Source organism: Micromonospora sagamiensis, from assembly GCF_014680085.1.
Classification (GTDB): Bacteria; Actinomycetota; Actinomycetes; order Mycobacteriales; family Micromonosporaceae; genus Micromonospora; species Micromonospora inyonensis.
This window is the reverse complement of record NZ_AP023438.1, coordinates 2,018,725-2,043,800: the sequence shown is the minus strand read 5'-3', so window position 1 is coordinate 2,043,800 and position 25,076 is coordinate 2,018,725. Positions and strand designations below refer to the sequence as shown.

Sequence of the window (25,076 nt, the reverse complement as noted above, 5' to 3'; positions counted from 1 at the left end):
TACTATCGTGGGTGCACGAAGGGTGGCAGTGATGGATTCAGTGATCTTCCAACCGAGCGATCTTGCCAACCAGCGACGCGTGGAGTTTCTGGATGCTGCGCGGTCGGGCCGTGCGCGTCTGCGCGACAAAGATGGAACCAGTCTGGTGATGCTCCCCGAGCGCCACCTCGTGTGGCTCGAAGCTATTGCCAAGTGGTCATCCGTGCATCTTCGGCTCGAAGAGCTCCTCCGTCGAGGTGCTATGCCTGCCGTAGCTGAGCTTGGTGATCTCGCCTGGCTGAGGGCTTTCGACATGGACGACCTTAGGGAGTTCGTCGGGGAGCTGCACGAAGCGTTGGTTGTGACGAACTCCGACCAGGATCCGAGTCGCCTGGACGAGTGTGTGCACGCATGGAAGACCACAGCTAGGCAACTCGAAGACCCGCTACGGCGGAAAGTGCTTCTGGGTGGGCATGCTCTTGATGAGTATGAAGAGGTTCGGCGGCCGGACAGCAACGGCGGGGACAGTTGAGCGGAAGCGCCTACGATCCCTATCAGCCTGCTCGTCGGCCCGAGGGAAGGCCGGCCCAGGAGCCGCTCTACAGGGTCTTGGTCCACAAGCGTTACCGACGGCACTACGACCAGCTAATATCTCGGGTGGGACTGCAGCAGGCGCAGCAGTTCTGGGACCACTTGGCGACCGCGCCTGGCGAGCCGTCCCCCGTGGCCTCTGTAACTATTTTGCGAGGAAAAGCCGGAAAGTCCCCGGGTGAAGGATGGTCTCGGACCCACCACTACGAGATAACAAGCATGGCTCGCGCTGACTATCGCTATAATGACAGCTATTGCACTTCTGAAGACGGTGATCGGCATCGGATTGTGGCAATATTGACAATCAACTTCAGTAGTCACTAAGGGCTTCAACCCCGTTGGCGGATGCGGCTACGAACCGTTCAAGATTGAACCGGCGATAACTCGAGCTTCATCGTTGGTCGGTCGCATCAGAGGTAGGACCAGTCTCTCGCACCTGAAGCTCAGCGGGCAATCGGTCGGCTGGAGAGCGGGGAGCGCATCCCTGCTTTCGAAGCTGTCCCAGTGCGGCCGGTATGCAATTCCAGGTCAACGTGTCCGACGTCTGAGGTGGGGCTGGCCGCTTGAGGGCCGCCCCACCTCAGCCGGTCAGGCGGGGACGTCGGTGTGGCCGGTCTCCACGAGCAGGCTGCCGCTGAGGCGGTACGTGGCGGTGCGCCGGATGAGGCTCGCCGTCGACGACGGGTCCTCGGGACGCATCAGGTAGACCACCTTCAGCCGCTGCCCGCTGACCGACACCGCTTCCACCGGCGTACGGTCGCCGATGTCGGTCGTCGACACGTAGTGCGGCCGGGCGTCGATGTTGCCGAAGAACACGATCTGCCAGAACTTGCCCGTACCGCCACCGTCCATCAGCATCACGCCCACGGCGTCGGCGGCGTCGTCGCCGGTCAGGTCGCCGACGGCACACGACTGCAACCGGACGACCATCCCGTCACCCGACCAGGAGCCGCCGACCAGCCGGATCGGCGTGCTCTGACCGTTGTACGGGTGTTCCACGTTGCCCAGCTCGGCGTCCTGCAACTGCGCGCAGGTCAGCGGCTCGGATCCGGTCGGGGCGGTGCTGCTCGCCGCCGCCACCGGGGTCTCGGCGGCGGTGGTTTCCGGCTCGGGGGTTTCGGCGTCCGGATCGGGTGTGGCGCTCGTGCCCCGGTCGCTCGTCCCGCTACCGCCGGGGGTGGTCTGGCTGCCGAAGCCGCACGCCAGCATGGTGACCAGGGCGAGAGCCAGGACGGGCAGTAGCGTCTTGCGCATTGATGATCCTTTCGTGAGGTGGCCGCAGCGTAGTGCGCCGCCGCCACTGCCGGCCCGCTGGGAACTGTCGGCCCGGACTGGTAGGAAGTAGCCGACCTGTCCGGTCGGCGGAGCCGACCGTTGCGATGGAAAGGTGGCCCATGCCCGAGGACGTGCCGACCCTGGACCTGCTGGACCTGCTGCCGGACGGGTGGCGGACCGTGCTGGAGCCGCACCTCGACCCGGCCCGGACGGCCGCGCTCGGGGAGTTCGTCGCCCGGGAGTACGCCACCCAGACGGTCTTCCCGCCGGTCGAGGACCTCTTCTCGGCGTACCGGCTCTGCGCGCCGCAGGACTGCCGGGTGCTGATCCTCGGGCAGGACCCGTACCACAAGGCCGGGCAGGCGCACGGGCTCAGCTTCAGCGTCCGGGACGGGGTGTCCGTGCCGCCGTCGCTGCGCAACGTCTTCAAGGAGCTGAGCGAGGATCTCGGCGTGCCGAAGCCGCGCAGCGGCAACCTCGACGGCTGGGCGGCGCAGGGGGTGCTGCTGCTCAACGCGGTGCTGACCGTCCGGCAGGCGACGCCGGGCTCGCACGGCAACAAGGGGTGGGAGGAGTTCACCGACGCCACCATCCGGGCCCTCGACGCGCTGGACCACCGGGTGGTCTTCCTGCTCTGGGGCGGGTACGCCCGAAAGAAGGCCGCGCTGGTCACCAACCCGCAGCACGTGGTGCTGGAGGCCGGCCACCCCAGCCCGATGAACCCGCGCGGCTTCCTGGGCAGCCGTCCGTTCAGCGCGGCGAACAAGGCCCTCGCCGACGCCGGCCTGCCCACGGTCGACTGGGAGCGGTCGGCCGGCTGAACCGCCGCACCCGCCACGGGTCGGGCGCGTCCGTCGCCGCCCGGCCGGTGGTGACCGGGGCGACGCCGGGGTGCGACCGAGTCGCCGGAGGGCCGGTGGTGGGCCCGGCTAGGGTGGGCACGTGCTCGTACTGGTGGTGGACTCCTCGACCCCGGCGGTGACCGCCGCGCTGACGGAGATCGGGCCGGACGGCGTCACGCTCCGGGCGGAGCGTCATGCCGTCGACGGCCGGGCCCACGGCGAGCTGCTCGCGCCGCAGGTCGCGGCGGTGCTCGCCGAGGTGGGCGCCCGTCCCGTCGACCTGGGGGCGATCGTCGCCGGGCTCGGGCCCGGCCCGTTCACCGGGCTGCGGGTCGGCCTGGTCACCGCCGCCAGCATGGGCCAGGCGCTCGGCGTCCCCACGTACGGGGTCTGCTCGCTGGATGCGGTCGGCTACCCGGCGGCCGCCGGGGAACCGGTGCTGGCCGCCACCGACGCGCGCCGCCGGGAGGTCTACTGGGCGGTGTACGACTCCGCCGGTGAGCGGATCGCCGGCCCGGACGTCGACGTGCCGGCGGTCGTCGCCGAACGGGCCCGCGACCTCGGGGCCACCGCCATGGTCGGCGACGGCGCGCACCGCTACGCCGACGTGCTCGGCCTGCCGCTGCGGGCCGAGCCACGCTATCCGTCGGCCGTCGCGCTGGCCGGACTGGCCGCCGAGCGGATCCGGGCCGCCGCCCCCGGCGAGCGGCTCACCCCGCTCTACCTGCGCCGGCCGGACGCGGTGGCGGCCACCGCCCGCAAGCCGGTGCTGCCGTGACCGCAGGCGGCTCGACGGATGGGCGCTCCGGGCCGGTCCGCATCGACCGGTTCCGCTGGTGGCACATCGACGCGGTACTGCCGATCGAGGCCGACCTCTTCGGCGTCGAGCAGTGGTCGCCGGCGATGTTCTGGAACGAGTTGGCCAACCGGCACCATTACCTGGTCGCCACCGAGTCCGATCGTGCCGCCGGCTCCGCGGGCGACGACGTGCTCGGCTACGCCGGGCTCGCCGTGGCGGCCCCGGACGAGGCATGGGTGCAGAACATCGCGGTCCGGCGGGACGCCCAGCGGCGCGGGGTCGGCCGGGCCCTGCTGGAGGCGCTGCTCGCCGAGGCGGACGCCCGGGGGACCCGCGACGTGCTGCTGGAGGTCGCGGTGGACAACGCCCGGGCCCAGAAGCTCTACGCCGGGTACGACTTCGAGCCGATCGGCATCCGCCGTGGCTACTACCAACCGACCAACACCGACGCGCTGGTCATGCGGCGCACCAGGGACTGACGACACGCGATGGCTGACGAACCGCTGATCCTCGGCATCGAGACCTCCTGCGACGAGACCGGTGTGGGCATCGTCCGGGGCCACACCCTGCTGGCCGACGCGCTCGCCTCCAGCGTGGAGCAGCACGCCCGGTTCGGTGGCGTGGTGCCCGAGGTGGCCAGCCGCGCCCACCTGGAGGCGATCGTGCCCACCATGGACCGGGCGCTCGCCGAGGCGGGCGTGACCCTCGCCGACATCGACGCGATCGCGGTCACCTCCGGCCCCGGCCTGGCCGGGGCACTGCTGGTCGGCGTGGCCGCCGCGAAGGGTTACGCGCTCGCCGCCGAGAAGCCGGTGTACGGCGTGAACCACCTCGCCGCGCACGTCGCGGTGGACACCCTGGAGCACGGCCCGCTGCCCGAACCGGCGGTCGCCCTGCTGGTCTCCGGCGGTCACTCGTCCCTGCTGCTGGTCGACGACCTGGCCCGGGGGGTGACGCCGCTCGGCGCGACCATCGACGACGCCGCCGGTGAGGCGTTCGACAAGGTGGCCCGCCTGCTCGGCCTGCCCTTTCCCGGTGGCCCGTACGTCGACCGGGAGGCCCGTGCCGGCGACCCGGCCGCGATCGCCTTCCCGCGTGGCCTCACCGCCGCCAAGGACCTCGCCGCGCACCGGTACGACTTCTCCTTCTCCGGGCTGAAGACGGCGGTGGCCCGCTGGGTGGAGGCCCGGCAGCGAGCCGGCGAGCCGGTGCCGGTCGCCGACGTGGCGGCCTCGTTCCAGGAGGCGGTCTGCGACGTGCTGGTCACCAAGGCGCTGGACGCCTGCCGGTCGCACGGCGTGGAGACGCTGGTCATCGGTGGGGGGGTGGCCGCCAACTCGCGGCTGCGGGCGATGGCGGAGCACCGCGCCGCCAAGCACGGTGTCCGGGTCCGGGTGCCCCGGCCGCAGCTCTGCACGGACAATGGCGCGATGGTCGCCGCGCTCGGCTCGCACCTGGTCGCCGCCGGGGTCGCGCCGAGCCGACTCGACCTGCCCGCCGATTCGGCCATGCCGCTGACCACGGTCAGCCGGTAACCTTCGCAGACGAGGCGGAGGCAGGCACCGTCAGCAGCGGCGAGGCGGAGGGAGGGCGGACGACGTGATCGTACGGATGTGGGAGGCCCGCGCCGAGCCGTACGGCTTCGACGACCTGCTGGCCTGGGTCTGCGACCTCGGGCTGCGGGAGTTCGAGCACGACCCGCTGCACGTGTCCAGCGAGGTCTTCACCTCCACCGACCACCGGGTGGTGGTCATCTCGAAGTGGCGCAACACGCCCCGCTCGCTGCCCGATCCTCCGCCGACCCTGCTCGCCCGACCCGCCCACTCCTGGGACTTCACGCAGGTCGATCGCTGACACGCCGACCTTCCGGTGGGTGACGTGACGGGCGCGGTCCGTGTCCGTCGCCTAGGTTTTGTCCTGTCATGCGTTCCCTACCGGCCGGCGATCCCGGCATCCCCGACCCCCGGTCGGCCACCCGCTTCCTGGTCTGGCTGGCCAACCAGAGCCGCCCCACCCTGGTCGCCGGGATCGGACTCGGCGTCGTCTGGATGGTGGCCCAGGCGCTCGCCCCGGCGGCCATCGGCCGGGCGATCGACGCTGGCCTCACCGCCCGTGACCCCGGCGCGCTGGTCACCTGGGGACTGGTGCTGCTCGGGCTCGGAGTGCTCCAGGCGGTCGCCGGCGTGCTGCGACACCGCTGCGCGGTCCACAACTGGCTCGCCGCCGCGTACCGCACCGTGCAGCTCACCGTCGAAGCGGCGAACCGGCTCGGCGCCACCCTGCCCCGGCGGGTCGCCGCCGGTGAGATGGTCAGCATCGGCACGTCGGACATCGGGCAGATCGGCTCCGCGATGGAGATCCTGGCCCGGGGCAGCGGCGCGGTGGTCGCCCTCGTCACCATCACGGTGATCCTGTTGACCGCCTCGGTGCCGCTGGGGCTGGTCGTGGTGCTCGGGGTGCCGGTGCTGATGGTGGCGGTCGGGCTGCTCATCCGGCCGCTGCACCGCCGGCAGCGCACCTACCGCGACCAGGAGGGCAGACTCACCACCCGGGTCGGGGACATCGTGCACGGGCTGCGGGTGCTGCGCGGCGTCGGGGGCGAGCAGGTGGTCGCGGCGCGTTACCGGGTCGAGTCCCAGGCGCTGCGCGCCGAGGGGGTACGGGTGGCCCGGGTCGACTCGTTGCTGGCGGCGGTGCAGATCCTGCTGCCCGGTCTCTTCCTCGCCCTGGTCACCTGGCTCGGTGCCCGGTTCGCGCTGCGGGGGGAGATCAGCGCCGGCCAGCTCGTCGCCTTCTACGGCTACACCGCGTTCCTGGTCACCCCGCTGCGCACGATCACCGAGACGATCGACCAGTTGACCCGGGGGCACGTGGCGGCCCGGCGGGTGGTCGACCTGCTCCGGCTGACCCCGGAGCTGGCCGACCCGGCTCGCCCGGTGCGGCTGCCCGACGGTCCGGGGGAGCTGGTCGACCCCTGCTCGGGGGTGGTGGTCCGCCCCGGCCGGTTCACCGCGCTGGCGACGGCGGAACCGGCCGACGCCGTCACGATCACCGACCGGCTCGGCCGGTACGTGGACTCGGACGCGACGCTGCACGGCGTACCGCTGCGGGACGTGGCGCTGGCGACGGTGCGGGAGCGGATCCTGGTGGTCGACAACGACGCGCATCTCTTCACCGGAGTGCTCCGCGCCGAGCTGGACCCGCACGACGTCGCCGACGAGGCCACGATCGCCGCGGCACTGGCGACGGCGAGTGCGACCGACATCGTCGCGGCGCTGCCGGACGGGCTGGACAGCCCGGTGGCCGAGCGGGGCCGGGAGTTCTCCGGCGGGCAGCAGCAGCGCCTGCGGCTGGCGCGGGCGCTGGTCGCCGACCCGGAGATCCTGCTCCTGGTCGAGCCGACCAGCGCGGTGGACGCGCACACCGAGGCGCGGATCGCCGCCCGCCTGGGGCCGGCGCGGGCCGGCCGGACCACCCTGGTCTGCACCACCAGCCCGCTGGTGCTGCGGCAGGCCGACCACGTGATCGTGGTGGAGGACGGCAAGGTGGTCGCCGAGGGGCGGCACGAGGACCTGCTCGGCACCGAACCCCGGTACGCCGCGACGGTCAGCCGGGCGGAGAGCTGATGGCCACCGCCCTGCCGGTCGCGGACGCGGCGCAGGTCCGCCGGTACGCCCGCGCCCTGGCCCGCCGCCATCCGGGCGCGCTGGCCTGCGCCCTCGCCCTGCACGCGCTGGCCGCCGCGGCCGGGCTGGCCGGACCGCGCCTGCTCGGCGACCTGGTCGAGGGGGTCTCCCGGGGCGACCGGAGCACACCGGTGGACGCGATCGTGCTGGCCATCGCCGGTTTCGTGGTGGCCCAGTCGGTGCTGCTCCGCTTCGCGCACATCGCCTCGGCGCGGTTGGGCGAACGGGTGCTCGCCGCGCTGCGGGAGGAGTTCGTCGACCGGATCCTGGCCCTGCCGCTGGCCACGGTGGAGCGGGCCGGCACCGGCGACCTGCTGACCCGGACGACCCGGGACGTCTCCGCCCTGTCCCGCACGGTCCGGCTGGCGGTGCCCGAGACCCTGATCGCGGTCGTCACCGCCGCGTTCGTCCTCGGGGCCCTGCTGCTGGTCGGGCCGCTGCTGGTCCTGCCCTGCCTGGTCGCCGTACCGGTGCTGGTCGTCGGCACCCGCTGGTACCTGCGCCGGGCCACCGACGGTTACCTGCGGGAGAACGCCGCCTACTCGGACATCACCGACGGGATCAGCGAGGCCGTCGAGGGTTCGCGGACCACCGAGGCGTTGCGGCAGCAGGCGCGGCGGCGGGCCCGCACCGACGCCGACATCCGCCGGTCGTACGCGGCCGAGCGGTACACCCTGTGGCTGCGGACGGTCTTCTTTCCGCTCACCGAGATCGGGTACCTGGTGCCGATGGTGGCGACCCTGGTCGTCGGCGGCTGGTTCTACCTGGAGGGCTGGGTGAACCTCGGCCAGGTCACCGCCGCGACCCTCTACACGCAGCAGCTCATCGAGCCGGTCGACCGGTTGCTCGCCTGGCTGGACGAACTCCAGGTCGGCGGGGCGTCGCTGGCCCGGCTGCTCGGTGTGGCCACCCCGGACGGGCCGGACGCGGCCCGGTCCGCGCCGGACGGATCCAGGCCGTCCCCGGTCGACGGGGCGGAACCAGCCGGCGGCCTCGGCAGCGGTCGGGTCGCCGTCCGGGAAGTCACGTTCGCCTACTGGGAGGGGCGGGACGTGCTGCACGGCGTGACCCTGGTCCCGGAGCCGGGGGAGAAGCTGGCCATGGTCGGGCCGTCCGGGGCTGGCAAGTCCACGCTGGGCCGGCTCCTGGCCGGGGTGCACACCCCGCGCACCGGGTCGGTCACGGTCGACGGACGGCCCCTGACCGGGCTGCCCCTGACCGAACTCCGCCGGCACGTCGCCCTGGTCACCCAGGAGCACCACGTCTTCATCGGCACGCTGCGGGAGAACGTGGCGATGGTCCGCCCGTCCGCCACCGACGCCGACCTCCGCGCGGCGCTGGCCGCGGTCGACGCGCTGGACTGGGCCGAGGCCCTGCCCGACGGCCTCGGGACGCGGGTCGGCGCGGGCGGACACCCGCTCACCGCCGCGCAGGCGCAGCAGTTGGCCCTGGCCCGACTGGTGCTCGCCGACCCGCACACCCTGGTGCTGGACGAGGCGACCTCGCTGATCGACCCGCGCGCGGCCCGGCACCTGGAACGGTCGCTCGCCGCCGTGCTGGAGGGCCGTACGGTGATCGCGATCGCGCACCGGCTCTTCTCCGCGCACGACGCCGACCGGGTGGCGGTGGTGGAGGGCGGCCGGATCACCGAACTGGGTTCGCACACCGAGCTGCTCGCCCGGGGCGGCTCGTACGCGGACCTCTGGCGCTCCTGGCACGGTCCCCGCCCCTGACCCGCCACCGGCGGACCTGCCGGTCAGTCGCCCAGGGCCAGGCAGACGTTCTCCTGCTCGCCGACGGCGACGGTCAGCCGGCGGGTGCCGTCGGCGTCGAACGCGATCACGTGCAGCCCGTCGAGGAGGTAGTAGCCCCGGGGGTGGTGGTCCCCGGGCCGGAAACCGAAGCCGGCGGGGCCGACGATGGTGTAGCGGGACCAGGTGCCGTCCGGCCGGTAGTCGGCGGCACCGGAGCCGCCAGCGTCGCGCCGCGCGGTCCGGCCGGTGTCGCCGTTGACGAAGTCGACGACCAGCGGGCCGGCGAACTCCTCGCGACGGACCGTGTCGTCGGGGTACCGGGCGACCACCCGGACCCGGACGTTCTGGGTGACGACCCGCACCTGGAGGGGGAAGGTGCAGTACCGGCCGGCCGGGGCGGTCCACTCCTCCTGCACCCAGGTGCGCCAGGGCTCGGGCCGGTAACCACCGGGCCGAGCCCCGTCAACCAGCCCGACGACTGCGGACGCGGGAGCCGCGGCGAGCAGGACACCGAGCACCACCGCGCCCACCAGCACCATCCGGACGAACCTGGGCACCATCGCCACCGCCTAACCGTAAGGATGTGAAAAACCGGTGTGGAGAGGTTTACTGGTTAGCTGATCCGCCGTCAAGGCATACTGGCGCGGTGCACTGGATCGACGTCGACGGTCACCCCATGCCGGTGCTGCTCGCCGGCCACCCTGGACTGGAACTCTGCAACACCTGGGGCGGGTGGGACGAGTCGCCCGCGCCGCACCGGGAATGGCTGCGCGACTACGACCGGCTCGCCGTCTGGGCCGGGCACGCGGACCTGCTCGACGCCGCCACGGTGCGCCGGCTCCGGGCGGTGGCCGAGGAAGAGCCGGACGTGGCCGAGCGGGTGCTGACCGGGACCCGGACCTTCCGGTCGGCCCTGCGGGCCACCCTCCTGACTGCTGGCGACACCGCAGCCTTCGAGGTCGTCGCCGGAGTAGCCGAGCGGGCGGCCACCGCCTCCCGGCTCCGCGCCGACGCGGAGGGGGCCCCGCGGTGGACCCTCGACGAGGAGGCGGGGCTGGCCCTGCCACTGCTCGCCTGCGGCCGGGCCGCCGCCGATCTGCTCACCACGGCGGACCGGCACCGGGTGCGGGCCTGCCCCGGCGACGACTGCGGCTGGCTCTTCCTCGACCCGCGTGGCCGGCGGCGCTGGTGCAGCATGGCGGTCTGCGGCAACCGCGCCAAGGTCCGCGCCTACGCCACCCGCCACCGCCGGCCCGACCCCGGTTCGCGGGTGGGGGGATCGCCACACGAGTGCAGCTGACCTTCTGATCGTCGACGAGCACCCGTGCCCCAAAGGGCCGGGTGCTCGTCAACGGGCGCCCGCATGGAGGTGGTCGTCGATTCCGAGTCCGGCGACGTCCTGTCAGTGCGGTGTTGGTGGCTCTGGAGCCCCGCGCGCCAGAGGCACGCGCGGGTTCCACGCTGGTCAGCTGTGCGAGAACCAGTACTGGGCCGACCAGACCGAGGTGCCCTTGGTCCGGAACACGTTGTGCTCGCCCGTCTTGATCGTCTTCGAACCGAGGAAGACCTTCGCGCCGTTGCCGTGGGCATACACGTAGACCGGCTCGGTGCTGCCGGCGGCGAGCGTGATGCTCCAACACTTGCCCGGCCCCACCGCATAGCTGGTGAACCCGCCCCGCCAGGGGAACTCCAGGGTCGACGAGAAGCCCGTTCCCTTGTTGCAGAGTCCGGTCCGGTTGGTGGTCGCTGCCGCTGCCGGCGTCGCGGCGGTGGTCAACCCGGCCAGGACCAGGGCGCCGACCACGGCCGGTCGCCACGCCTTGCGCATACGAGTCAAAGCTGCCATTTAGGGCTCCTAGGGCCTTGTAGTGGGATGTTGCCGTGGACCAGTCCAGACACGCGCATAACGCGTTCGTCTACGGGAGACACGGATGCGTCGGACGGGTTGGTTCACGGAATTCCACACTCGGCCCCACGCCTGGCCGGCAACTCCGCTGGCCGGCACAACCTGCTCGGCAACGGGGCGACCCGATTCGGTGGACCGGGCGGGGCCGGCTCGGGTCAGACGTCGAGCGGGTCGGCGAGCAGTCGCTCGAAGGCCAGCTCGGCCGCGCCGATCAGGGGCGCCTCGTCGCCCAACTTCGGGGTGCGCAGCCGGACCTGCTCCCGGCAGGCGGCCAGCGCCATCGAGTTGAGCCGGCTGCGCACCTGGGCCGCTGCGGCGAGGTAGAGGTCCCGCATGGTGCCGCCGAAGACGACCATCTCCGGGTTGAGGATGTTGACCAGGTTGGCGACACCGAAGCCGAGCCAGTCGCCGGCCTGGCGGACCGCGGCCTGGGCGCTGGCGTCCCCGCGTGCCGCCGGGTCCACCACGGCCAGGATCGCGTCCTGCCCCGGCGCACCGTCGCGGCCGGCGGCCCGCAGCAGCGCGGGCCCGCCGATCTCGGTCTCCCAGCAGCCCCGGGAACCGCAGCCGCAGGGCTGCCCGTGGGGGTTGACCACCATGTGGCCGACCTCGCCGCCGTAGCCGTCGTGCCCGGTGACGCGCCGCCCACCGGCGATGATGCCCGCCCCGACCCCCGCGTCGCCGTGCAGGTAGATGACGTTGTCACAGCCCACCGCCACGCCCCGGACGTGCTCGGCGAGCATGGCCAGGTCGGCGACGTTGCCGACCGCGACCGGGTGCCCGGTGCCCAGCCCGGCGCGGAGCAGCTCGCCGAGCGGTTCGTCGACCCAGCCGGTGGTGGGGCTGGACCGGACCAGGCCGTCGTTGCGGCGGACCATGCCGACCACCGCCACGCCCGCGCCGACGCAGACCGCGCCGCCCGGGGTGCCCTGCTCCATCTCCTTGACCAGGGCGGTGAGCAGCGGTGCCGCCTCCGCCGCCGTCGAGCCGTGCGACCGGGGCACTTCCCGGCGGTCGAGCAGCTCGCCGCCGAGCCCGACCCGCGCGGCCCGCAGCCGGTCCACCTCGACACTGAACGCGTACGCGAAGACCCGTTCCGACTCGGGCCGGACGACCAGCGAGGGTCGCCCGGCCCGGCCGGTCTCCTTCGGGGCACCCTCGCTGACCAGGCCCGCGCCAGCCAGGTCGGCGGTGAGGGCGCCGATGGTGCTGCGGTTCAACCCGAGGGCGGTGGTGAGTTCCGCCCGCGAGGTGGCGCCGTGCACGTGGACGTAGCGGAGCAGCGCGCCGAGGTTCTGCCGGCGGATCTCGTCCTGGCTGGGTCCTGTGCGCATGCTCCTGGTACTCCGGTCGAGGGGTGGTCAGCGGGTGCCGGTGGCGGCGGCCCGTCGTCGGGAGAACGCGTCGACGCTCGCGGCGAGCAGCAGCACCACCCCGGTGACCACGTACTTGACCCCGGAGCTGTAGCCCATCAGGCCCATGCCGTTGTCGATCACCGCGACCACCGCGCCGCCGAGCACCGCGTCGAGCACCCGTCCCTTGCCGCCGAAGAGGCTGGTCCCGCCGATCACCGCCGCGCCGACGGCGTAGAGCAGTACGTTACTGCCCCCGGTGTTCGGGTCGACCGAGTTGGCCCGGCTGGCGGCGACGATGCCCCCGATCGCGGCCATCGTCGAGCAGATCACGAAGACCGAGATCCGGATCCGGTCGACGTTGATGCCGGCCCGGCGGGCGGCCTCCTGGTTGCCGCCGACCGCGTAGACGTGCCGGCCGTAGGCGGTGCGCTGGAGGACGAAGGTCCAGAGCACCAGCAGCGCGGCGATGATCGGCACCACGATCGGCACGCCCTTGAGCGAGCTGATCAGGACGTTGCGGCTGCGCTCCAGGTTGAGGATGTAGACCGCGACGCCGAGGATGACCGCCAGCCCGCCGATCCGGGCCAGCACCACCGGGAACGGGTCGGTGACCAGGCCACGGCGGATCCGCTTACGGTGGCGCAGCAGTTGGGTCGCCGCGTACCCGCCGACCACGACGGCGAAGAAGAGCCAACCGAGCACCGGCGGCAGGTTGCGGTTGGCGATCGCCACCAGCACCTTGTCCCGGACGGAGATGTTGCTGCCGCCGCTGATCAGCAGCAGCACGATGCCCTGGAAGGCGAGGAATGCGGCGAGGGTGACCACGAAGGACGGAATGCCGACCTTCGCCACCAGGAAGCCCAGGGCGAGCCCGATGACCAGGCCGGTGAGGATGGCCGCCAGCACCGCCACGTACCAGGGGTAGCCGGCGACGGTGACGATGTTCGCCAGGACGGCGGCACAGACCCCGCTGGCGAAACCGGCGGAGAGGTCGATCTCGCCGAGCAGCAGCACGAAGACCAGACCCATCGCGATCAGCGTGACCGCCGCGCCCTGGGTGAAGAGGTTGGCGAAGTTCACCGCCGAGAGGAACGACGGTCGCATGACGGAGAAGACCGTGCAGAGCACGAGCAGCCCGAGGACGGCCGGCAGGGCCCCGATGTCGCCACCGCGTACCCGGCTGACGTAGTTGCGGAGGTGGTCACCCACGGTCGACGGCGCGGTGGCCTTCACCGGACCGACCTTGCGCACGGCGGTGCTGGTCATCGCAGGGCTCCTGGGGTGCTGTCGGCGGACCCGCCGCCGATGTCGGGGTACGGCGTCCCGTTGCCGGTCATCAGGCCGACCGTGCCGGAGCGGCCGGCGGTGATCAGCTCGACCACCTGGGCGTGCGTGATGTCGGTGGTCTTCACCTGGGCGACCATCTGTCCGAGGTAGAGCGCGGCGATCCGGTCGGAGACCGCGAAGACGTCGTTCATGTTGTGCGAGATGAGGACGACGGCCAGCCCGTTGTCGGCGAGCCGGCGGACCAGTTCGAGCACCTGGGCGGTCTGCGCGACGCCGAGCGCGGCGGTCGGCTCGTCCAGGATCACCAGCCGGCTGTTCCAGAGCACGGCCTTGGCGATCGCCACGGTCTGCCGTTGGCCGCCGGAGAGGCTGGAGACGTGCTGGCGCAGCGACGTGACCGTCCGGACGCTCAGCCCGGCCAGGGTATCCGCGGCCATCTGCTCCATGGTCGGCTCGTCGAGCACGATGCCGGTGCGCTTCTCCCGGCCGAGGAACATGTTCTGGACGATGTCGAGGTTGTCGCAGAGCGCCAGATCCTGGTAGACGACCTCGATACCCAGGGCGGCGGCGTCCCGGGGGCTGTTGATGGTGACCGGCCGGCCGTCGAAGAGGAACCGGCCGGCGTCCGTCGGATAGATGCCGCTGATGCACTTGACCAGCGTCGACTTGCCGGCGCCGTTGTCGCCGACCAGAGCCGTCACCTCCCCCGGGTGGGCGGAGAAGGCCACGTTACGCAGGACCTGGACCGGGCCGAAGCTCTTGTCGATCCCACGTAGTTCCAGCAGGGGGGTGGTGGACACGGGTCTCCCTCACGTCTGTCGAGCCGCCGGGCGGCGGGCGTCACCGCGGGTTGCGGTCCTCAGGTGACGCCCGCGCTCCGGTGGGGGCACCGGAAACCGGTACGGCTCAGCTGATCCCGGCCTCGGTGCAGAGCTTGGCGTACTCGGCGGTGCAGAGCGCCTCCTTGGTGACGAAGCCGTCCGCCACCACGTCCTTGACGTTCTCCTTGAAGATCAGCTTCGGGGTGAGCAGGACCGACGGCACGTCCCGGCCGCCCTCCGGGTCCTTCACCGTCTGCCCGGTCTCCTTGCGCTCGCCCTTGGCCAGCCCGATGGCCAGTTCGGCGGCGGCGTCGGCCTCCTGCTTGATCGCCTTGTAGACGGTCATGCACTGGTCACCGGCGAGAATGTTCTGCAGCCCCTGCACGTCGGCGTCCTGCCCGGTCACCGGGACCTTGCCGTTGAGCTTGTTCTTCTTGAGCACCGAGATGGCCGCGTTGCCGAGCCCGTCGTTCGCGGCGAGCACACCGTCGATCTTGCCGCCGGTCTGGGTCAGCATCTGCTCGAACAGCGTGGCGCCCTGCGCGTTGTCCCAGGCCGGGACGGACTGCTCCGGACCCTTGACGTACTCACCCGAGTCGAACTTGGGCTTGAGCACCGAGTCGTAGCCGTTCTTGAACAGGGTGGCGTTGTTGTCGGTGGGGGAGCCGTTCAGGTACGCGACCACGGGCTTCTTGACGCCCTTGTCGGTCAGGCACTTCGACAGGCCCTCGCCCTGGAGCTTGCCGACCACCTCGTTGTCGAAGCTGACGTAGTACTCGGCGCTGCCGCCGAGGGTGAGCCGGTCGTAGTCGATGGTCGCCACACCCTGCGACTTCGCCTTGTCCAGGACCGCCTTGCCGGTGCCGGAGTCCAGGTTGACGATCATCAGGGCGGTCACCCCACCGGTGATCATCTGGTCGGCGATGGTCTGGAACTGGTTCTTGTCGTCCTGGGCGTTCTGGATGTCGTAGTCGACGCCGGCCTTCTTGAAGGCCGCCTCCAGGAACTTGCGGTCCGCGTTCTCCCACCGGCCGGAGGACTTGCTGTCCGGCAGGATCACGCCGATCTTGGGCTTCTTGTCGGAACCGGCGTCGTTGTCGCTGCCCGAGTCGTCGCCGCAGGCGGTCACGCCGCCGGTGACGAGCAGGCCCACGGTCGCGATGGTGAGGATCCCTCTGCGCATGTGCGGGGTTCCTTTCGGGGTGGGGGTGTGTTGTTTTGTTGTGTCCGGCAACGTATTCCGCGTCACACCGACAGCGCAAGACTGTCGAGGTCATGGATTTGTTGGCTGCGGTAACAATTCAGCAACGCCGACGAAACCCGCAGGTCGGATGACCGTTACCGGCCTCGGTGGGAACGAAGATGATCAACGCGTTGCCCGCCCGACGACGTTGCCCGACGCCGCCGCCCGACGCCGCCGGCCGACGCCGCCGCCCGACGCCGCCGGCCGACGCCGCCGGCCGCCGGTGGCGGACCGCCGTTCAGCGGGTGGCGATCGGCGCGGTGGTCGCCCCGGTCAGCGCGACCAGGTCCGTCGGGGCGAGTTGGAGCTGGAGACCGCGCCGTCCGGCCGAGACGTAGATCGTCGGGAAGCCCAGGGCCGAGGCGTCCAGCACCGTCGGTAGCCGTCGGCGCTGACCGAGCGGGCTGATGCCGCCCCGCACGTAACCGGTGGCGCGTTCGGCGAGGGCCCGGTCGGCGAGGACGGCCCGCTTCCCGCCCGCCGCACCCGCGAGCGCCTTGAGGTCCAGCTCTCCGGTGACCGGGACGACCGCCACGGTCAGCGCGCCGTCGACCTCGGTGACCAGGGTCTTGAACACCCGGTCGGCCGGTACGCCGAGGGCCGCGGCGACCTCGGCGCCGTAGTTCGGGGTGTCCGGGGTGACGTCGTACGGGTGGACGCTGTGCCCGACCCCGCGCTTGACCAGCAGCGCCGTCGCCGGTGTTCCCCGTCCCGCCACCGGGCCAATCTAACCGGTCGGCTGGCAGACCAGCACGGTCGGTGCCCCGGCGACCCGGGTGAGCACCAGGCTCGCCGCCTGGTCGCCGACCAGCCGCAGGTCACGCCGGAGTCGCTCGGGCTCCAGCGCCGAGCCGCGCTTGAGGATCTCCACCCGCCCCACCCGGCGGTCGCGCAGCAGAGCGCGCAACCGCTTCAACGAGAACGGCAGGACGTCGGTGACCTCCAGGCAGCGGGCGAACGGGGTGCCGGTCGGGGTGTCCGCGTACAGGTAGGCGATGCTCGGGTCGGCGATCGTGGCGTCCAACGCGGTGGCGAGGTCGACGACCAGGTGCGCGCGGACCACCGCCGGGTCCGGGTCGTACAGGTACCGCCGGACCGGGCCGACCGGAGCCTCCTCGGCGCCCGAGCCGGTGAGCTGGTGCACCCGCCCGCCGCGCAGCACGGTCGCCCGGCGGGGAAGGTCGGCCAGCCGGCCGCACCAGAGGGCCGCCTCGACGAGGTCGCCGTCGACGCTGACCCACTCGGCCTCCGCGCCCGGCGGGATCAGCGCGTGGTCCAGCCCCGGGGCCACCTTGACCACCGTGAACGGCACCCGCGCGGCGAGGGCGGTCACGAAGTCCCACGGGGGTGAGTACGCCTTCGGGTCGAAGATCCGCCGCCCGGTGCCGGTGCTGCGGCGGGCCGGGTCGCAGAAGACCCCGTCCACCCGGGACACGTCGAACGCGGTCGCGTCGCCGCACTCCACCGTGAACGATCCGGCCAGCCCGGCCGCCTCGGCGTTCGCGGCGGCCAGCGCCGCGGTCAGCGGGTCGGCCTCCACCCCGTACACCCGGAGGCCGGCGCGGGCGGCGGCGAGGGCGTCCGCGCCGAGACCGCACCCCAGGTCGGCGAGGGTGCGAACCCCGGCGGCGCGCAACCGTGCGGCGCGCCGGTCGGCCACCACCCGCCGGGTCGCCTGCTCCAGGCCGGCGCGGGTGAGGAACATCCCGGCCGCCTCGGGGCCGAACTTGGCGGTCGCGCGTCGCCGCAGCTCGGCCTGGGTGAGCGCGGCGGCGGCCAGACCGGCCGGCACGCCGGCCGAGCGGAGCGCGGCCGCCGCAGTCAGCGGGTCGCCGCCGGCCACCCGCGTCGCCGCGTCGAGCGCGGCCGACCCCTCGGGGGTATGCAGGGCGGCGAACTGGTCGAGGTCCACCCGCCCCATTCTGGACGGCCCCCACCGCCGCCCGTCGACCGCCTCGGGAACCCGCCGGCCCTGGTCGTGTGGCGGGGCGGGTTCGGGAGGTAGCAGGGGCCCCCTGTTACCGCTTTTTGTCGAACAGGGGACCCCTGCAGGCACCCGGGCGCCGCCGGCGAGGTCAGGGCAGGGCCCGGAGGAACGGGCCGTGGTGCAGGCGGAACTCCCACGCGTAGAACCGGTCCCAGTTGATCGACCAGGTCATCAGCCCTCGGAAGGCCGGGTTGGTGCCGCTACGCGGTGCGTACGACCCGCAGCTCTGCCCCTTGACCAGGCAGTTGACCGCGGCCTGCACCCCGGCGGGGGCCAGGTAGCCGTTGCCGGCGCTGGGGGAGGAGGGCGCCCCGAAAGCCACCTGGTCCTCGCGCAGCGCGGGGAAGAACCGGTCGGGGTTGCCGGCGACCGGGAAGCCGGCCAGCAGCATGTCGGTCATCGCGATGTGGAAGTCCGCACTGCCCATCGTGTGGTACTGGTTGTCCAGCCCCATGATCGGCCCGGAGTTGTAGTCCTGCACGTGCAGCACGGTGAGGTCGTTGCGCAGTGCGTGGATCACCGGCAGGTACGACCCGGAGCGCGGGTCCTGCCCGCCCCACGGGCCCTGCCCGTAGTACTGGTAGCCGAGCTGGACGAAGAACGTCTCCGGCGCCATGGTGAGCACGAAGTTGGCCCCGTACCGCTGCTTGAGGGTGCGGATCGCCGAGATCAGGTTGACGATCACCGGCGTGGTCGGGTTGCGGAAGTCGGTGTCCCCGGGGTCCAGGTAGAGCGAGTGCCCCTCGAAGTCGATGTCGAGTCCGTTCAGGCCGTACCGGTCGATGATGGCCGACACCGACCGGACGAAGGTGTCCCGGGCGGCGGTCGTGGTGAGCTGGACCTGCCCGTTCTGCCCGCCGATGGAGAGCAGCACCTTCTTGCCCTGCGCCTGCTTGGCGCGGATCGCCGCGACGAACTCGGCCTCGGTCTCCACCCCCGGGCACTCGGCCGGCGGGCAGAGCTGGAAGCGGATGTCGCCCGAGGTCACCGTGGTCGGCTCACCGAAGGCCAGGTTGATGATGTCCCAGTCGGTCGGTACGTCGGCCATCCGCAGGTAGCCGGAACCGTTGGCGAAGCTGGCGTGCAGGTAGCCGATCAGCGCGTGTCGGGGCAGCCCACCCGGCGGCGGGGTGGTGGGCGGCGGAGTGGTCGGTGGCGGGGTGGTGGGCGGTGGTGTGGTCGGTGGCGCGGTGGTGGTGGGCGGCGGGGTGGTGGGTGTGCCACCGGTGCAGGGCGCGCCGTTGACCGTGCAGTCGGTGGGGGAGCCGGAGCCGGTGGCCAGGAAGCCGAAGGACACCGAGGCTCCCGGCGCGACGGTGCCGTTCCACGAACGGTTGGTGAAGGTGTGTCGCTGGCCGGCGCTGCTGAGCGTGGCGTCCCAGTAGGAGCCGAGCGTGGTGCCCGCCGGCAGGCTGAAGGTGACCTGCCAGCCGGTGATGGTGGCCGGGCCACCGTTGGTGATGGTGTAGCGCCCCTCCCACCCGGTGCCCCAGTCGGCGGTCCTGACGAAGGTGGCGGTCGGGCCGGCGGCCTGTGCCGGGGCGGCCATGACGAGGGTGGTGGCGGTGAGGGCGGCGAGGGCCGCCACGGCGGCCAGCAGGGGTCTTGGGGCAGGGCGACGCATCCGGACCTCCCGGTAGGAGAGCCGTCGGATCGACGGATGCCTAATTATTAGGATTGTTAACTGTAGTTGTCCAGGCGTGTCGGCAGATCCGCCGAACCGCTCGTCGGGGTGGGTGGCCGGAGCCGGCGCCGGGGCTGTGCGGCAGGGTGCGTGACGGGCGTTCCGGGGGCGGTGGCCGGGCACCGTCGCGAGGCCCGGGTCGGCGCGACGCGCCCCGCCGTCGTTGGCACTCTCCTTGACGGAGTGCTAGCGGCGGCCTAATCTGCGATTAGCACTCTCCCATCGAGGGTGCCAGCTTCCGGGCCCGGCCCGGAGGTTGAACGCCAGGCGGACCGGCACCCGCGACGACGGCCCCGCCCGGTGGCATGTGGCAGATTGACGCTGGTCGGCCCCGCCGACCGGTTACGAAACCAGTACCCCAGGAGGGTATGCCCGTGACTACCGCGACCAAGGTTGCGATCAAGCCGCTCGAGGACCGGATCCTGGTCCAGGCGAACGAGGCTGAGACCACCACGGCGTCGGGCATCGTGATCCCCGACACCGCCAAGGAGAAGCCGCAGGAGGGCACCGTCCTCGCTGTCGGCCCGGGCCGCGTCGACGACAAGGGCAACCGGATCCCGGTTGACGTGCAGGTCGGCGACACCGTCATCTACTCGAAGTACGGCGGCACCGAGGTCAAGTACGCCGGCGAGGAGTACCTGGTGCTCTCCGCCCGCGACGTCCTCGCGGTCATCGAGAAGTAAGCAACCGATCAGTGTCGCTGCCCCGGTCCGGCTCGCCGGGCCGGGGCAGCAGCGCTTGAAGGGATATTTATGGCGAAGATCCTGAGCTTCTCGGACGACGCCCGGCACCTGCTCGAGCACGGTGTCAACGCCCTCGCGGACGCGGTCAAGGTCACTCTCGGCCCACGCGGGCGCAACGTCGTCCTGGACAAGAAATTCGGTTTGCCGACGATCACCAACGATGGGGTCACCATCGCCAAGGAGATCGAGCTCACCAACCCCTACGAGAACCTCGGTGCGCAGCTGGTCAAGGAGGTGGCGACCAAGACCAACGACGTCGCCGGCGACGGGACCACCACCGCCACCGTGCTGGCCCAGGCCATGGTCCGCGAGGGCCTGCGCAACGTGACCGCCGGTGCCAACCCGGCCGGTCTCAAGCGCGGTATCGACGCGGCGGCGGCCAAGGTCTCCGAGGCCCTGCTCGACCGGGCCGTCGAGGTGGCCGACAAGAAGTCGATCGCCCACGTGGCGACGATCTCGGCGCAGGACGCCACCATCGGCGAGCTGATCGCCGAGGCGATGGAGAAGGTCGGCCGCGACGGTGTCATCACCGTCGAGGAGGGCTCCGCCCTGCACACCGAGCTGGAGGTGACCGAGGGTCTCCAGTTCGACAAGGGCTTCATCTCGCCGAACTTCGTCACCGACCTCGAGTCGCAGGAAGCGGTTCTCGACAACCCGTACATCCTGATCACCACGCAGAAGATCTCCGCGATCGAGGAGCTGCTGCCGCTGCTGGAGAAGGTCCTCGCCGACAGCAAGCCGCTGCTGATCGTCGCCGAGGACGTCGACGGCCAGGCGCTCTCCACGCTGGTGGTCAACTCGCTGCGCAAGACCCTGAAGGTCTGCGCGGTGAAGGCCCCGGGCTTCGGCGACCGCCGCAAGGCGATGCTCCAGGACATGGCGATCCTGACCGGTGCCGAGCTGGTCGCGCCGGAGCTGGGCTACAAGCTCGACCAGGTCGGGCTGGACGTGCTCGGCACCGCGCGTCGCGTGGTCGTCGACAAGGAGACCACCACCGTCGTCGACGGTGGCGGCCGGGACACCGAGGTCGCCGACCGGGTCGCGCAGATCCGCAAGGAGATCGAGGCCTCGGACTCCGAGTGGGACCGGGAGAAGCTGGCCGAGCGGCTGGCGAAGCTCTCCGGCGGCGTCGCGGTCATCAAGGTGGGCGCGGCGACCGAGGTCGAGATGAAGGAGCGCAAGCACCGCATCGAGGACGCCATCGCGGCGACCAAGGCTGCGGTCGAGGAGGGCACGGTGCCCGGCGGCGGCGCCGCCCTCGCGCAGATCCTCCCGACGCTCGACGACGACCTCGGCTTCACCGGGGACGAGAAGGTCGGCGTCTCGATCGTGCGCAAGGCGCTGGTCGAGCCGCTGCGCTGGATCGCCCAGAACGCCGGCCACGACGGCTACGTCGTCGTGCAGAAGGTCGTCGACAAGGAGTGGGGCCACGGCCTCGACGCGGCTGTCGGCGAGTACGTCGACCTGGTCGGCAAGGGCATCATCGACCCGGTGAAGGTGACCCGTAACGCGGTCACCAACGCCGCGTCCATCGCCGGCCTGCTGCTGACCACCGAGAGCCTGGTGGTGGAGAAGCCGGAGAAGGCCGAGCCGGCCGCCGGTGGTCACGGCCACTCCCACGGTCACGGCCACAGCCACCAGCACGGCCCCGGTTTCTGACCGAACCGCGACCACCCACGTCGGGCGTTCCGCTCCCCCGGAGCGCCCGACGGCACGACGACGCAGGGCACGCCGTCCACCCCGACGGCGTGCCCTGCGTCGTTCCCCGTTCGTCACCCGGCTCGTCGGGCCCCCGCCCGGGCCGGCTCAGCCGGCGTCGGATCCGGGGACGTCCCGCCAGGCGACCTCCGGGGCGAGCAGGGACGACCAGGAGGGCTGGTGTTCCGGGGCGCGGCGGGCCAGTTCCTGTCGGAGCGCGTCGAGGGGCAGTGCGCCGTGTCTGCCGCCGGGCGGCAGCCAGTCCGGCCACGAGTCGTACCGCCGGTCCACGGTGTACCCGTCCGACGTCGTCGCCAGGCGGAGGAAGAACCATCGGCCCCACGCGGGGTGGGTCTCCGCCGTCCGGAGCCGGCGGGCCAGGGCGACCAGTTCCTTGAACGCCTGCCAGTCGGTCGTTCCGGTGAGGGCGCGGGGCGACTGCGGTCCCGGGTGCGTGCCGACGCTGCCGTCGGTGGCCGTCACGAGCACGGTGCACCGCCCGTCGCCGGTGGGCGACTGCGCCCGCAGCCAGTCCACCAGCGCGGCCAGCTCGGCCGACGGGGGTACCGGCCGTGGCTGTTCGACCTCCGCGCGCATCGCCGTCCGGACCAGGCCCTCGTGCTCGTCGACGCTGAGCGCCCGCACCCGCCGGGACGGTACGACCGTGCCGGCCGGGACCGTGGGCGGGGTGCCGCCCGGGGTGAGCCCGGCGGTGACCGCCACGGCCGTGCCGGCGGCCAGGTCGACGGCGTCGGCCGGGAGACGTCCGAGCAGACCGGACAGGGCCTCGGTGTCGAGTGTGCGGGTCTCGGCGGCGGTGAGCAGGCGGGCGGCGGCTTCGGCCACGTCGGCCCGCTCGGCCGGGTCGTCCCGGTCGTGTTCGCCCCATTCGAAGACCACGTCGACCAGTTCGAGCCGGGCCTGCTCGGCGTCGAGCACCGCCCGTGCGGTGGCGGTCGAACCGTCGTCGCCCGTGCCGTCCGGGTAGGGGACCCGGGACCAGGCCCGGTCGTACCAGTAGACGTAGCCGAGCTGGTCGTCGGCCTGCCAGCGGAGCAGTTCCGGCCAGGGCAGCCAGGCCGGGGCCCCGGCGAGCAGGTCGATCGGGGGCGTCGCGGCCACCGTGTCGCTGTACTCGTGGTCGTAGCCGAAGAGCACCGCGCGCCCACCGTCGGCCAGGACCAGGCGGGACCGGTTCCCGCCGTGGTCGTCGTGGTGGGCCCCGTCGGCCGCGCACCAGTACACGTCGTCGAAGCCGAGCGCGGTGAGGGCACTGGCGAACAGGGCCCAGCGGCTCCAGAGCAGGTCGGGTGCGGGAAGGTCGGCTCGCATCCGGCCATGCTGCCGGACAGCACGCTGCCGCGCCCCGGTAGGGGCGCGGCAGCGGTGGTCGTGGTCGGTGGTGCGTCAGGCGACGTTGCGCTGGGCGGGCATCGTCGACTTGTGCGGGCGGCCGAGGCGCGCCTCCAGACGGGCGACGTCCACCCGGTTGCGTCGCCGGTCGGCCAGGTCCTCCCAGCCGATGGCGAGCAGTCGGAGGCGCTCGGACTCGCTGAATCCGCCCCAGACCCCGTACGGCTCACGGACGGAGAGGGCGTGCGCGGCGCACTCGGCGCGTACCGGGCAGGCCCGGCAGACCGCCTTGGCTCCCGACTCACGGCGCAGGCGGGAGGAACCGCGTTCGCCGTCCGGGTGGAAGAACTGGGCGCTGTCGCGGCCCCGGCAGGCACCGAGCCGCTGCCAGTCCCAGAGGTCGACGATGGGTCCGGGCAGTCTACGTACGTTCGACATCAGCACCCCTCCTCCCGCGCGGCACCGCCGCGATGGTCCGTTAGGCCGGTCCCGGGCAGCGGATCGCGCGAGCACGCCGTGTCCGGCCTGGACCCTCGGTACCCTGCCGTCCGTCCGCTCACACGTGTGTGATCGAAAAGTTCCGGCAACTCGTGGCAAAGAACCCATATGTCGGAAAAGTCTAGAGAATTGCCGGGAACGCCCTCATGATCACCGCCGCCCATGGTCTCCTTCCTGACGGAGAGGAGACCCCACTGTGCGTACGGTTCTCGTCTGCGTCCGAACCCCGTTGGCGGCGCAGCACCTGTCTTCCGCAGCGGCCAGGCTGGGCCTGTCCGCCGTCGTCCGTACCGCCGTCTCCGATCCCGAGGTGATGCTGCGCCTCGCCGAGCAGCCGCCCGACGTGGTGCTCGCCGACACCGCGCTGACCCGGCCGGACAGCGCGGGTTTCGTCCGGCGCGTCCTGGCCCGGGCCCCCCAGGCGGCGGTGCTGCTGCTCGGCGCGGAGGAGTCCAACGCGGCGGCGGCCACCATCAGCGCCGGGGCGCGCGGGCTGATCCAGGGCGTCGACCAGGACCTGACCAGCGCGGTCGCGAAGGCGCTCCTGCTGCTCACCGCCCCGGGGCGGTCGTCCCGTCGCCGGATCGCCGATCCGGCCCTGGACACCGCGGCCGTGGTCGGCGCGACCGGCCGGCCGGGCGGGCGTACCCCGGCCGCCACGGCGGCGGACTGGCCGGACGAGATGCCGGGCGGCCCGGCGATGGTTCCGGTGCAGCGCGGCGACGACGAGCCGGACGACGGCGCGGAGCCGGAGACCGCCGGGGCGGCGCCGGAGCGTCGCCGGGCCGAACCGGCCGGGCGCGGGCGGGGCGGGATCGGCCTCACCGAGCGGGAACTCCAGGTGCTGCTCGGCATGGCGGAGGGGAAGAGCAACGCCGAGATCGGCCGTGAGCTGTTCGTCTCGGAGGACACCGTCAAGACGCACGCCCGCCGGCTCTTCCGCAAGCTCGGTGCCCGGGACCGGGCGCACGCCGTCGCCGCGGGCTTCCGCGCCGGCCTGGTCGCCTGAGCTGAGGCCGGCCCGGTTGCCCGGCCGGGTCAGGCGCTCGGGGAGTCGGTGTCGTCCTCGCCGGACTCGGTCAGGGTGTCGTGCACCCCGTCGGCGTAGCCACGGGCGTAGTCCCAGGTGACGTAGTGGTCGGGATCCGGGTCGTAGGCCGGCTCGTGCACCCGGGGCCGTCCGGAGCTGAGCAGGTGGCGCAGGTTGCCGCGGAGCAGGTCCCAGTCGAAGTAGTGCGGCTCGTGGCAGTCCTCGCACTCGATCACCAACCCGCGGACCCCGATCGGCGCCAGCAGCGCCTGGTAGATCTCGAGGTCCGCCAGGTCCTCCAGGACGTCCTGCCGCTCGACGTCGGTCAGCGGTTCCAGCGCGGCGTCGTCACCGGGGTCGTGCAGGTCGGCGGCCGGGTCGGCCGGGTCGCCGTTGAACGGGTCGATGGGCTCGTCGTGCACCCCCTCACCGTAGACCCAAGCCCGTCCGCCCGCCTGCCCCAGTCCGCCCGTCACCGCACTACGCCGCCGGCCGGGGCCGCCCAGCTCAATGGGTACGATGAGGTGACGCGCCCGCGTTCGGCG

Annotated in this window: 25 protein-coding genes; 12 read left to right on the top strand and 13 right to left on the bottom strand. The window is 72.4% G+C overall.

Features of this window, described 5'->3' with window-relative positions; all coding sequences use genetic code 11:
* Window positions 1-31 precede the first annotated feature (31 nt).
* Window positions 32-511, top strand: coding sequence for a hypothetical protein (locus IGA62_RS08460; protein ID WP_145815502.1), 480 nt, complete (start codon window positions 32-34; stop codon window positions 509-511).
* Between the two features lie 647 nt (window positions 512-1,158).
* Here the strand turns inward: IGA62_RS08460 and IGA62_RS08455 are convergent.
* The gene (locus tag IGA62_RS08455; RefSeq protein ID WP_145815503.1) at window positions 1,159-1,824 is read right to left on the bottom strand and encodes a hypothetical protein; all 666 of its coding nucleotides are present in this window, start codon (window positions 1,822-1,824) and stop codon (window positions 1,159-1,161) included.
* A 140-nt stretch (window positions 1,825-1,964) separates the two neighbouring features.
* On the opposite strand from IGA62_RS08455, the gene ung reads away from it, so the two are divergent.
* The 7 genes from ung to IGA62_RS08420 all read left to right on the top strand — a co-directional run bounded on the left by ung (window position 1,965) and on the right by IGA62_RS08420 (window position 8,905).
* Window positions 1,965-2,666: a uracil-DNA glycosylase gene (gene ung, locus IGA62_RS08450; RefSeq protein WP_145815504.1), complete on the top strand. Its 702-nt coding sequence runs from the start codon at window positions 1,965-1,967 to the stop codon at window positions 2,664-2,666.
* 121 nt (window positions 2,667-2,787) lie between these two features.
* Complete coding sequence (tsaB, locus tag IGA62_RS08445) at window positions 2,788-3,465, top strand: tRNA (adenosine(37)-N6)-threonylcarbamoyltransferase complex dimerization subunit type 1 TsaB (RefSeq protein ID WP_145815505.1); 678 nt, start codon at window positions 2,788-2,790, stop codon at window positions 3,463-3,465.
* Entirely contained in the window at window positions 3,462-3,965 is a 504-nt protein-coding gene (gene rimI, locus IGA62_RS08440; protein WP_145815506.1) for a ribosomal protein S18-alanine N-acetyltransferase, read from the top strand. Before tsaB ends, rimI begins: the two co-directional genes overlap by 4 nt.
* 9 nt (window positions 3,966-3,974) lie before the next feature.
* Window positions 3,975-5,021 carry a tRNA (adenosine(37)-N6)-threonylcarbamoyltransferase complex transferase subunit TsaD gene (gene tsaD, locus IGA62_RS08435; RefSeq protein WP_145815507.1) on the top strand — a complete coding sequence of 349 codons (1,047 nt, stop codon included), beginning with the start codon at window positions 3,975-3,977 and terminating at the stop codon, window positions 5,019-5,021.
* 64 nt (window positions 5,022-5,085) lie between these two features.
* Entirely contained in the window at window positions 5,086-5,340 is a 255-nt protein-coding gene (locus IGA62_RS08430; protein ID WP_145815508.1) for a hypothetical protein, read from the top strand.
* A gap of 68 nt (window positions 5,341-5,408) precedes the next feature.
* Window positions 5,409-7,112 (top strand): ABC transporter ATP-binding protein, encoded by a 1,704-nt coding sequence (locus IGA62_RS08425; RefSeq protein ID WP_145815509.1) that lies wholly within the window; start codon window positions 5,409-5,411, stop codon window positions 7,110-7,112.
* Complete coding sequence (locus tag IGA62_RS08420) at window positions 7,112-8,905, top strand: ABC transporter ATP-binding protein (RefSeq protein WP_145815510.1); 1,794 nt, start codon at window positions 7,112-7,114, stop codon at window positions 8,903-8,905. The genes IGA62_RS08425 and IGA62_RS08420 overlap by 1 nt, the downstream gene beginning before the upstream one ends.
* A gap of 23 nt (window positions 8,906-8,928) precedes the next feature.
* Here IGA62_RS08420 and IGA62_RS08415 read toward each other — a convergent pair whose 3' ends face one another.
* On the bottom strand, window positions 8,929-9,492 hold the full coding sequence (locus IGA62_RS08415) for a hypothetical protein (RefSeq protein WP_145815511.1): 564 nt from the start codon (window positions 9,490-9,492) through the stop codon (window positions 8,929-8,931).
* Between the two features lie 80 nt (window positions 9,493-9,572).
* Between IGA62_RS08415 and IGA62_RS29965 the strand changes: the two genes are divergently transcribed.
* On the top strand, window positions 9,573-10,226 hold the full coding sequence (locus IGA62_RS29965; RefSeq protein ID WP_232624927.1) for a CGNR zinc finger domain-containing protein: 654 nt from the start codon (window positions 9,573-9,575) through the stop codon (window positions 10,224-10,226).
* A 165-nt stretch (window positions 10,227-10,391) separates the two neighbouring features.
* Here the strand turns inward: IGA62_RS29965 and IGA62_RS08405 are convergent, their stop codons facing one another.
* The 8 genes from IGA62_RS08405 to IGA62_RS08370 all read right to left on the bottom strand — a co-directional run bounded on the left by IGA62_RS08405 (window position 10,392) and on the right by IGA62_RS08370 (window position 19,149).
* A complete protein-coding gene (locus tag IGA62_RS08405; protein ID WP_145815512.1) occupies window positions 10,392-10,772 on the bottom strand; it encodes a hypothetical protein in 381 nt (126 codons plus the stop codon).
* A gap of 215 nt (window positions 10,773-10,987) precedes the next feature.
* The gene (locus IGA62_RS08400) at window positions 10,988-12,166 is read right to left on the bottom strand and encodes an ROK family protein (RefSeq protein ID WP_145815513.1); all 1,179 of its coding nucleotides are present in this window, start codon (window positions 12,164-12,166) and stop codon (window positions 10,988-10,990) included.
* Window positions 12,167-12,193: 27 nt separating this feature from the next.
* Window positions 12,194-13,453 carry a sugar ABC transporter permease gene (locus tag IGA62_RS08395; RefSeq protein WP_145815514.1) on the bottom strand — a complete coding sequence of 420 codons (1,260 nt, stop codon included), beginning with the start codon at window positions 13,451-13,453 and terminating at the stop codon, window positions 12,194-12,196.
* On the bottom strand, window positions 13,450-14,274 hold the full coding sequence (locus IGA62_RS08390; protein ID WP_145815515.1) for an ATP-binding cassette domain-containing protein: 825 nt from the start codon (window positions 14,272-14,274) through the stop codon (window positions 13,450-13,452). Before IGA62_RS08390 ends, IGA62_RS08395 begins: the two co-directional genes overlap by 4 nt.
* A gap of 106 nt (window positions 14,275-14,380) precedes the next feature.
* On the bottom strand, window positions 14,381-15,478 hold the full coding sequence (locus IGA62_RS08385) for a sugar ABC transporter substrate-binding protein (protein WP_145815516.1): 1,098 nt from the start codon (window positions 15,476-15,478) through the stop codon (window positions 14,381-14,383).
* Window positions 15,479-15,776: 298 nt separating this feature from the next.
* Window positions 15,777-16,256, bottom strand: a complete 480-nt coding sequence (ybaK, locus tag IGA62_RS08380; RefSeq protein ID WP_145815517.1) for a Cys-tRNA(Pro) deacylase — start codon at window positions 16,254-16,256, stop codon at window positions 15,777-15,779.
* 9 nt (window positions 16,257-16,265) lie between these two features.
* On the bottom strand, window positions 16,266-17,450 hold the full coding sequence (locus tag IGA62_RS08375) for a THUMP-like domain-containing protein (RefSeq protein ID WP_145815518.1): 1,185 nt from the start codon (window positions 17,448-17,450) through the stop codon (window positions 16,266-16,268).
* A gap of 163 nt (window positions 17,451-17,613) precedes the next feature.
* Window positions 17,614-19,149, bottom strand: a complete 1,536-nt coding sequence (locus IGA62_RS08370) for a chitinase (RefSeq protein WP_145815519.1) — start codon at window positions 19,147-19,149, stop codon at window positions 17,614-17,616.
* A 428-nt stretch (window positions 19,150-19,577) separates the two neighbouring features.
* Here IGA62_RS08370 and groES point away from each other — a divergent pair, with 428 nt between their 5' ends.
* Together groES and groL are read left to right on the top strand one after the other, a co-directional pair.
* Complete coding sequence (gene groES / locus IGA62_RS08365) at window positions 19,578-19,892, top strand: co-chaperone GroES (RefSeq protein ID WP_088976050.1); 315 nt, start codon at window positions 19,578-19,580, stop codon at window positions 19,890-19,892.
* Window positions 19,893-19,961: 69 nt separating this feature from the next.
* Window positions 19,962-21,611 carry a chaperonin GroEL gene (gene groL, locus IGA62_RS08360; protein WP_145815520.1) on the top strand — a complete coding sequence of 550 codons (1,650 nt, stop codon included), beginning with the start codon at window positions 19,962-19,964 and terminating at the stop codon, window positions 21,609-21,611.
* 147 nt (window positions 21,612-21,758) lie between these two features.
* Here groL and IGA62_RS08355 read toward each other — a convergent pair whose 3' ends face one another.
* Together IGA62_RS08355 and IGA62_RS08350 are read right to left on the bottom strand one after the other, a co-directional pair.
* Window positions 21,759-22,982, bottom strand: coding sequence for a hypothetical protein (locus IGA62_RS08355; RefSeq protein ID WP_145815521.1), 1,224 nt, complete (start codon window positions 22,980-22,982; stop codon window positions 21,759-21,761).
* Between the two features lie 75 nt (window positions 22,983-23,057).
* Window positions 23,058-23,441 (bottom strand): WhiB family transcriptional regulator, encoded by a 384-nt coding sequence (locus IGA62_RS08350; RefSeq protein WP_145815522.1) that lies wholly within the window; start codon window positions 23,439-23,441, stop codon window positions 23,058-23,060.
* Window positions 23,442-23,697: 256 nt separating this feature from the next.
* Here IGA62_RS08350 and IGA62_RS08345 point away from each other — a divergent pair, with 256 nt between their 5' ends.
* The gene (locus IGA62_RS08345; protein ID WP_145815523.1) at window positions 23,698-24,510 is read left to right on the top strand and encodes a helix-turn-helix transcriptional regulator; all 813 of its coding nucleotides are present in this window, start codon (window positions 23,698-23,700) and stop codon (window positions 24,508-24,510) included.
* Window positions 24,511-24,539: 29 nt separating this feature from the next.
* Here the strand turns inward: IGA62_RS08345 and IGA62_RS08340 are convergent, their stop codons facing one another.
* Window positions 24,540-24,953 carry a DUF5319 domain-containing protein gene (locus IGA62_RS08340; RefSeq protein WP_145815524.1) on the bottom strand — a complete coding sequence of 138 codons (414 nt, stop codon included), beginning with the start codon at window positions 24,951-24,953 and terminating at the stop codon, window positions 24,540-24,542.
* Window positions 24,954-25,076: the final 123 nt, after the last annotated feature.

Bases quoted from the DNA above. Each gene is read 5' to 3' on its own strand.
- IGA62_RS08425 (WP_145815509.1), top strand. From the start codon at position 5,409: ATGCGTTCCCTACCGGCCGGCGATCCCGGCATCCCCGACCCCCGGTCG.
- IGA62_RS08395 (WP_145815514.1), bottom strand. From the start codon at position 13,453: ATGACCAGCACCGCCGTGCGCAAGGTCGGTCCGGTGAAGGCCACCGCG.
- groES (WP_088976050.1), top strand. From the start codon at position 19,578: ATGCCCGTGACTACCGCGACCAAGGTTGCGATCAAGCCGCTCGAGGAC.
- IGA62_RS08460 (WP_145815502.1), top strand. From the start codon at position 32: ATGGATTCAGTGATCTTCCAACCGAGCGATCTTGCCAACCAGCGACGC.
- groL (WP_145815520.1), top strand. From the start codon at position 19,962: ATGGCGAAGATCCTGAGCTTCTCGGACGACGCCCGGCACCTGCTCGAG.
- IGA62_RS08400 (WP_145815513.1), bottom strand. From the start codon at position 12,166: ATGCGCACAGGACCCAGCCAGGACGAGATCCGCCGGCAGAACCTCGGC.
- tsaD (WP_145815507.1), top strand. From the start codon at position 3,975: ATGGCTGACGAACCGCTGATCCTCGGCATCGAGACCTCCTGCGACGAG.
- IGA62_RS08355 (WP_145815521.1), bottom strand. From the start codon at position 22,982: ATGCGAGCCGACCTTCCCGCACCCGACCTGCTCTGGAGCCGCTGGGCC.
- IGA62_RS08385 (WP_145815516.1), bottom strand. From the start codon at position 15,478: ATGCGCAGAGGGATCCTCACCATCGCGACCGTGGGCCTGCTCGTCACC.
- IGA62_RS08455 (WP_145815503.1), bottom strand. From the start codon at position 1,824: ATGCGCAAGACGCTACTGCCCGTCCTGGCTCTCGCCCTGGTCACCATG.
- IGA62_RS08420 (WP_145815510.1), top strand. From the start codon at position 7,112: ATGGCCACCGCCCTGCCGGTCGCGGACGCGGCGCAGGTCCGCCGGTAC.
- IGA62_RS08350 (WP_145815522.1), bottom strand. From the start codon at position 23,441: ATGTCGAACGTACGTAGACTGCCCGGACCCATCGTCGACCTCTGGGAC.
- ung (WP_145815504.1), top strand. From the start codon at position 1,965: ATGCCCGAGGACGTGCCGACCCTGGACCTGCTGGACCTGCTGCCGGAC.
- IGA62_RS08405 (WP_145815512.1), bottom strand. From the start codon at position 10,772: ATGGCAGCTTTGACTCGTATGCGCAAGGCGTGGCGACCGGCCGTGGTC.
- IGA62_RS08370 (WP_145815519.1), bottom strand. From the start codon at position 19,149: ATGCGTCGCCCTGCCCCAAGACCCCTGCTGGCCGCCGTGGCGGCCCTC.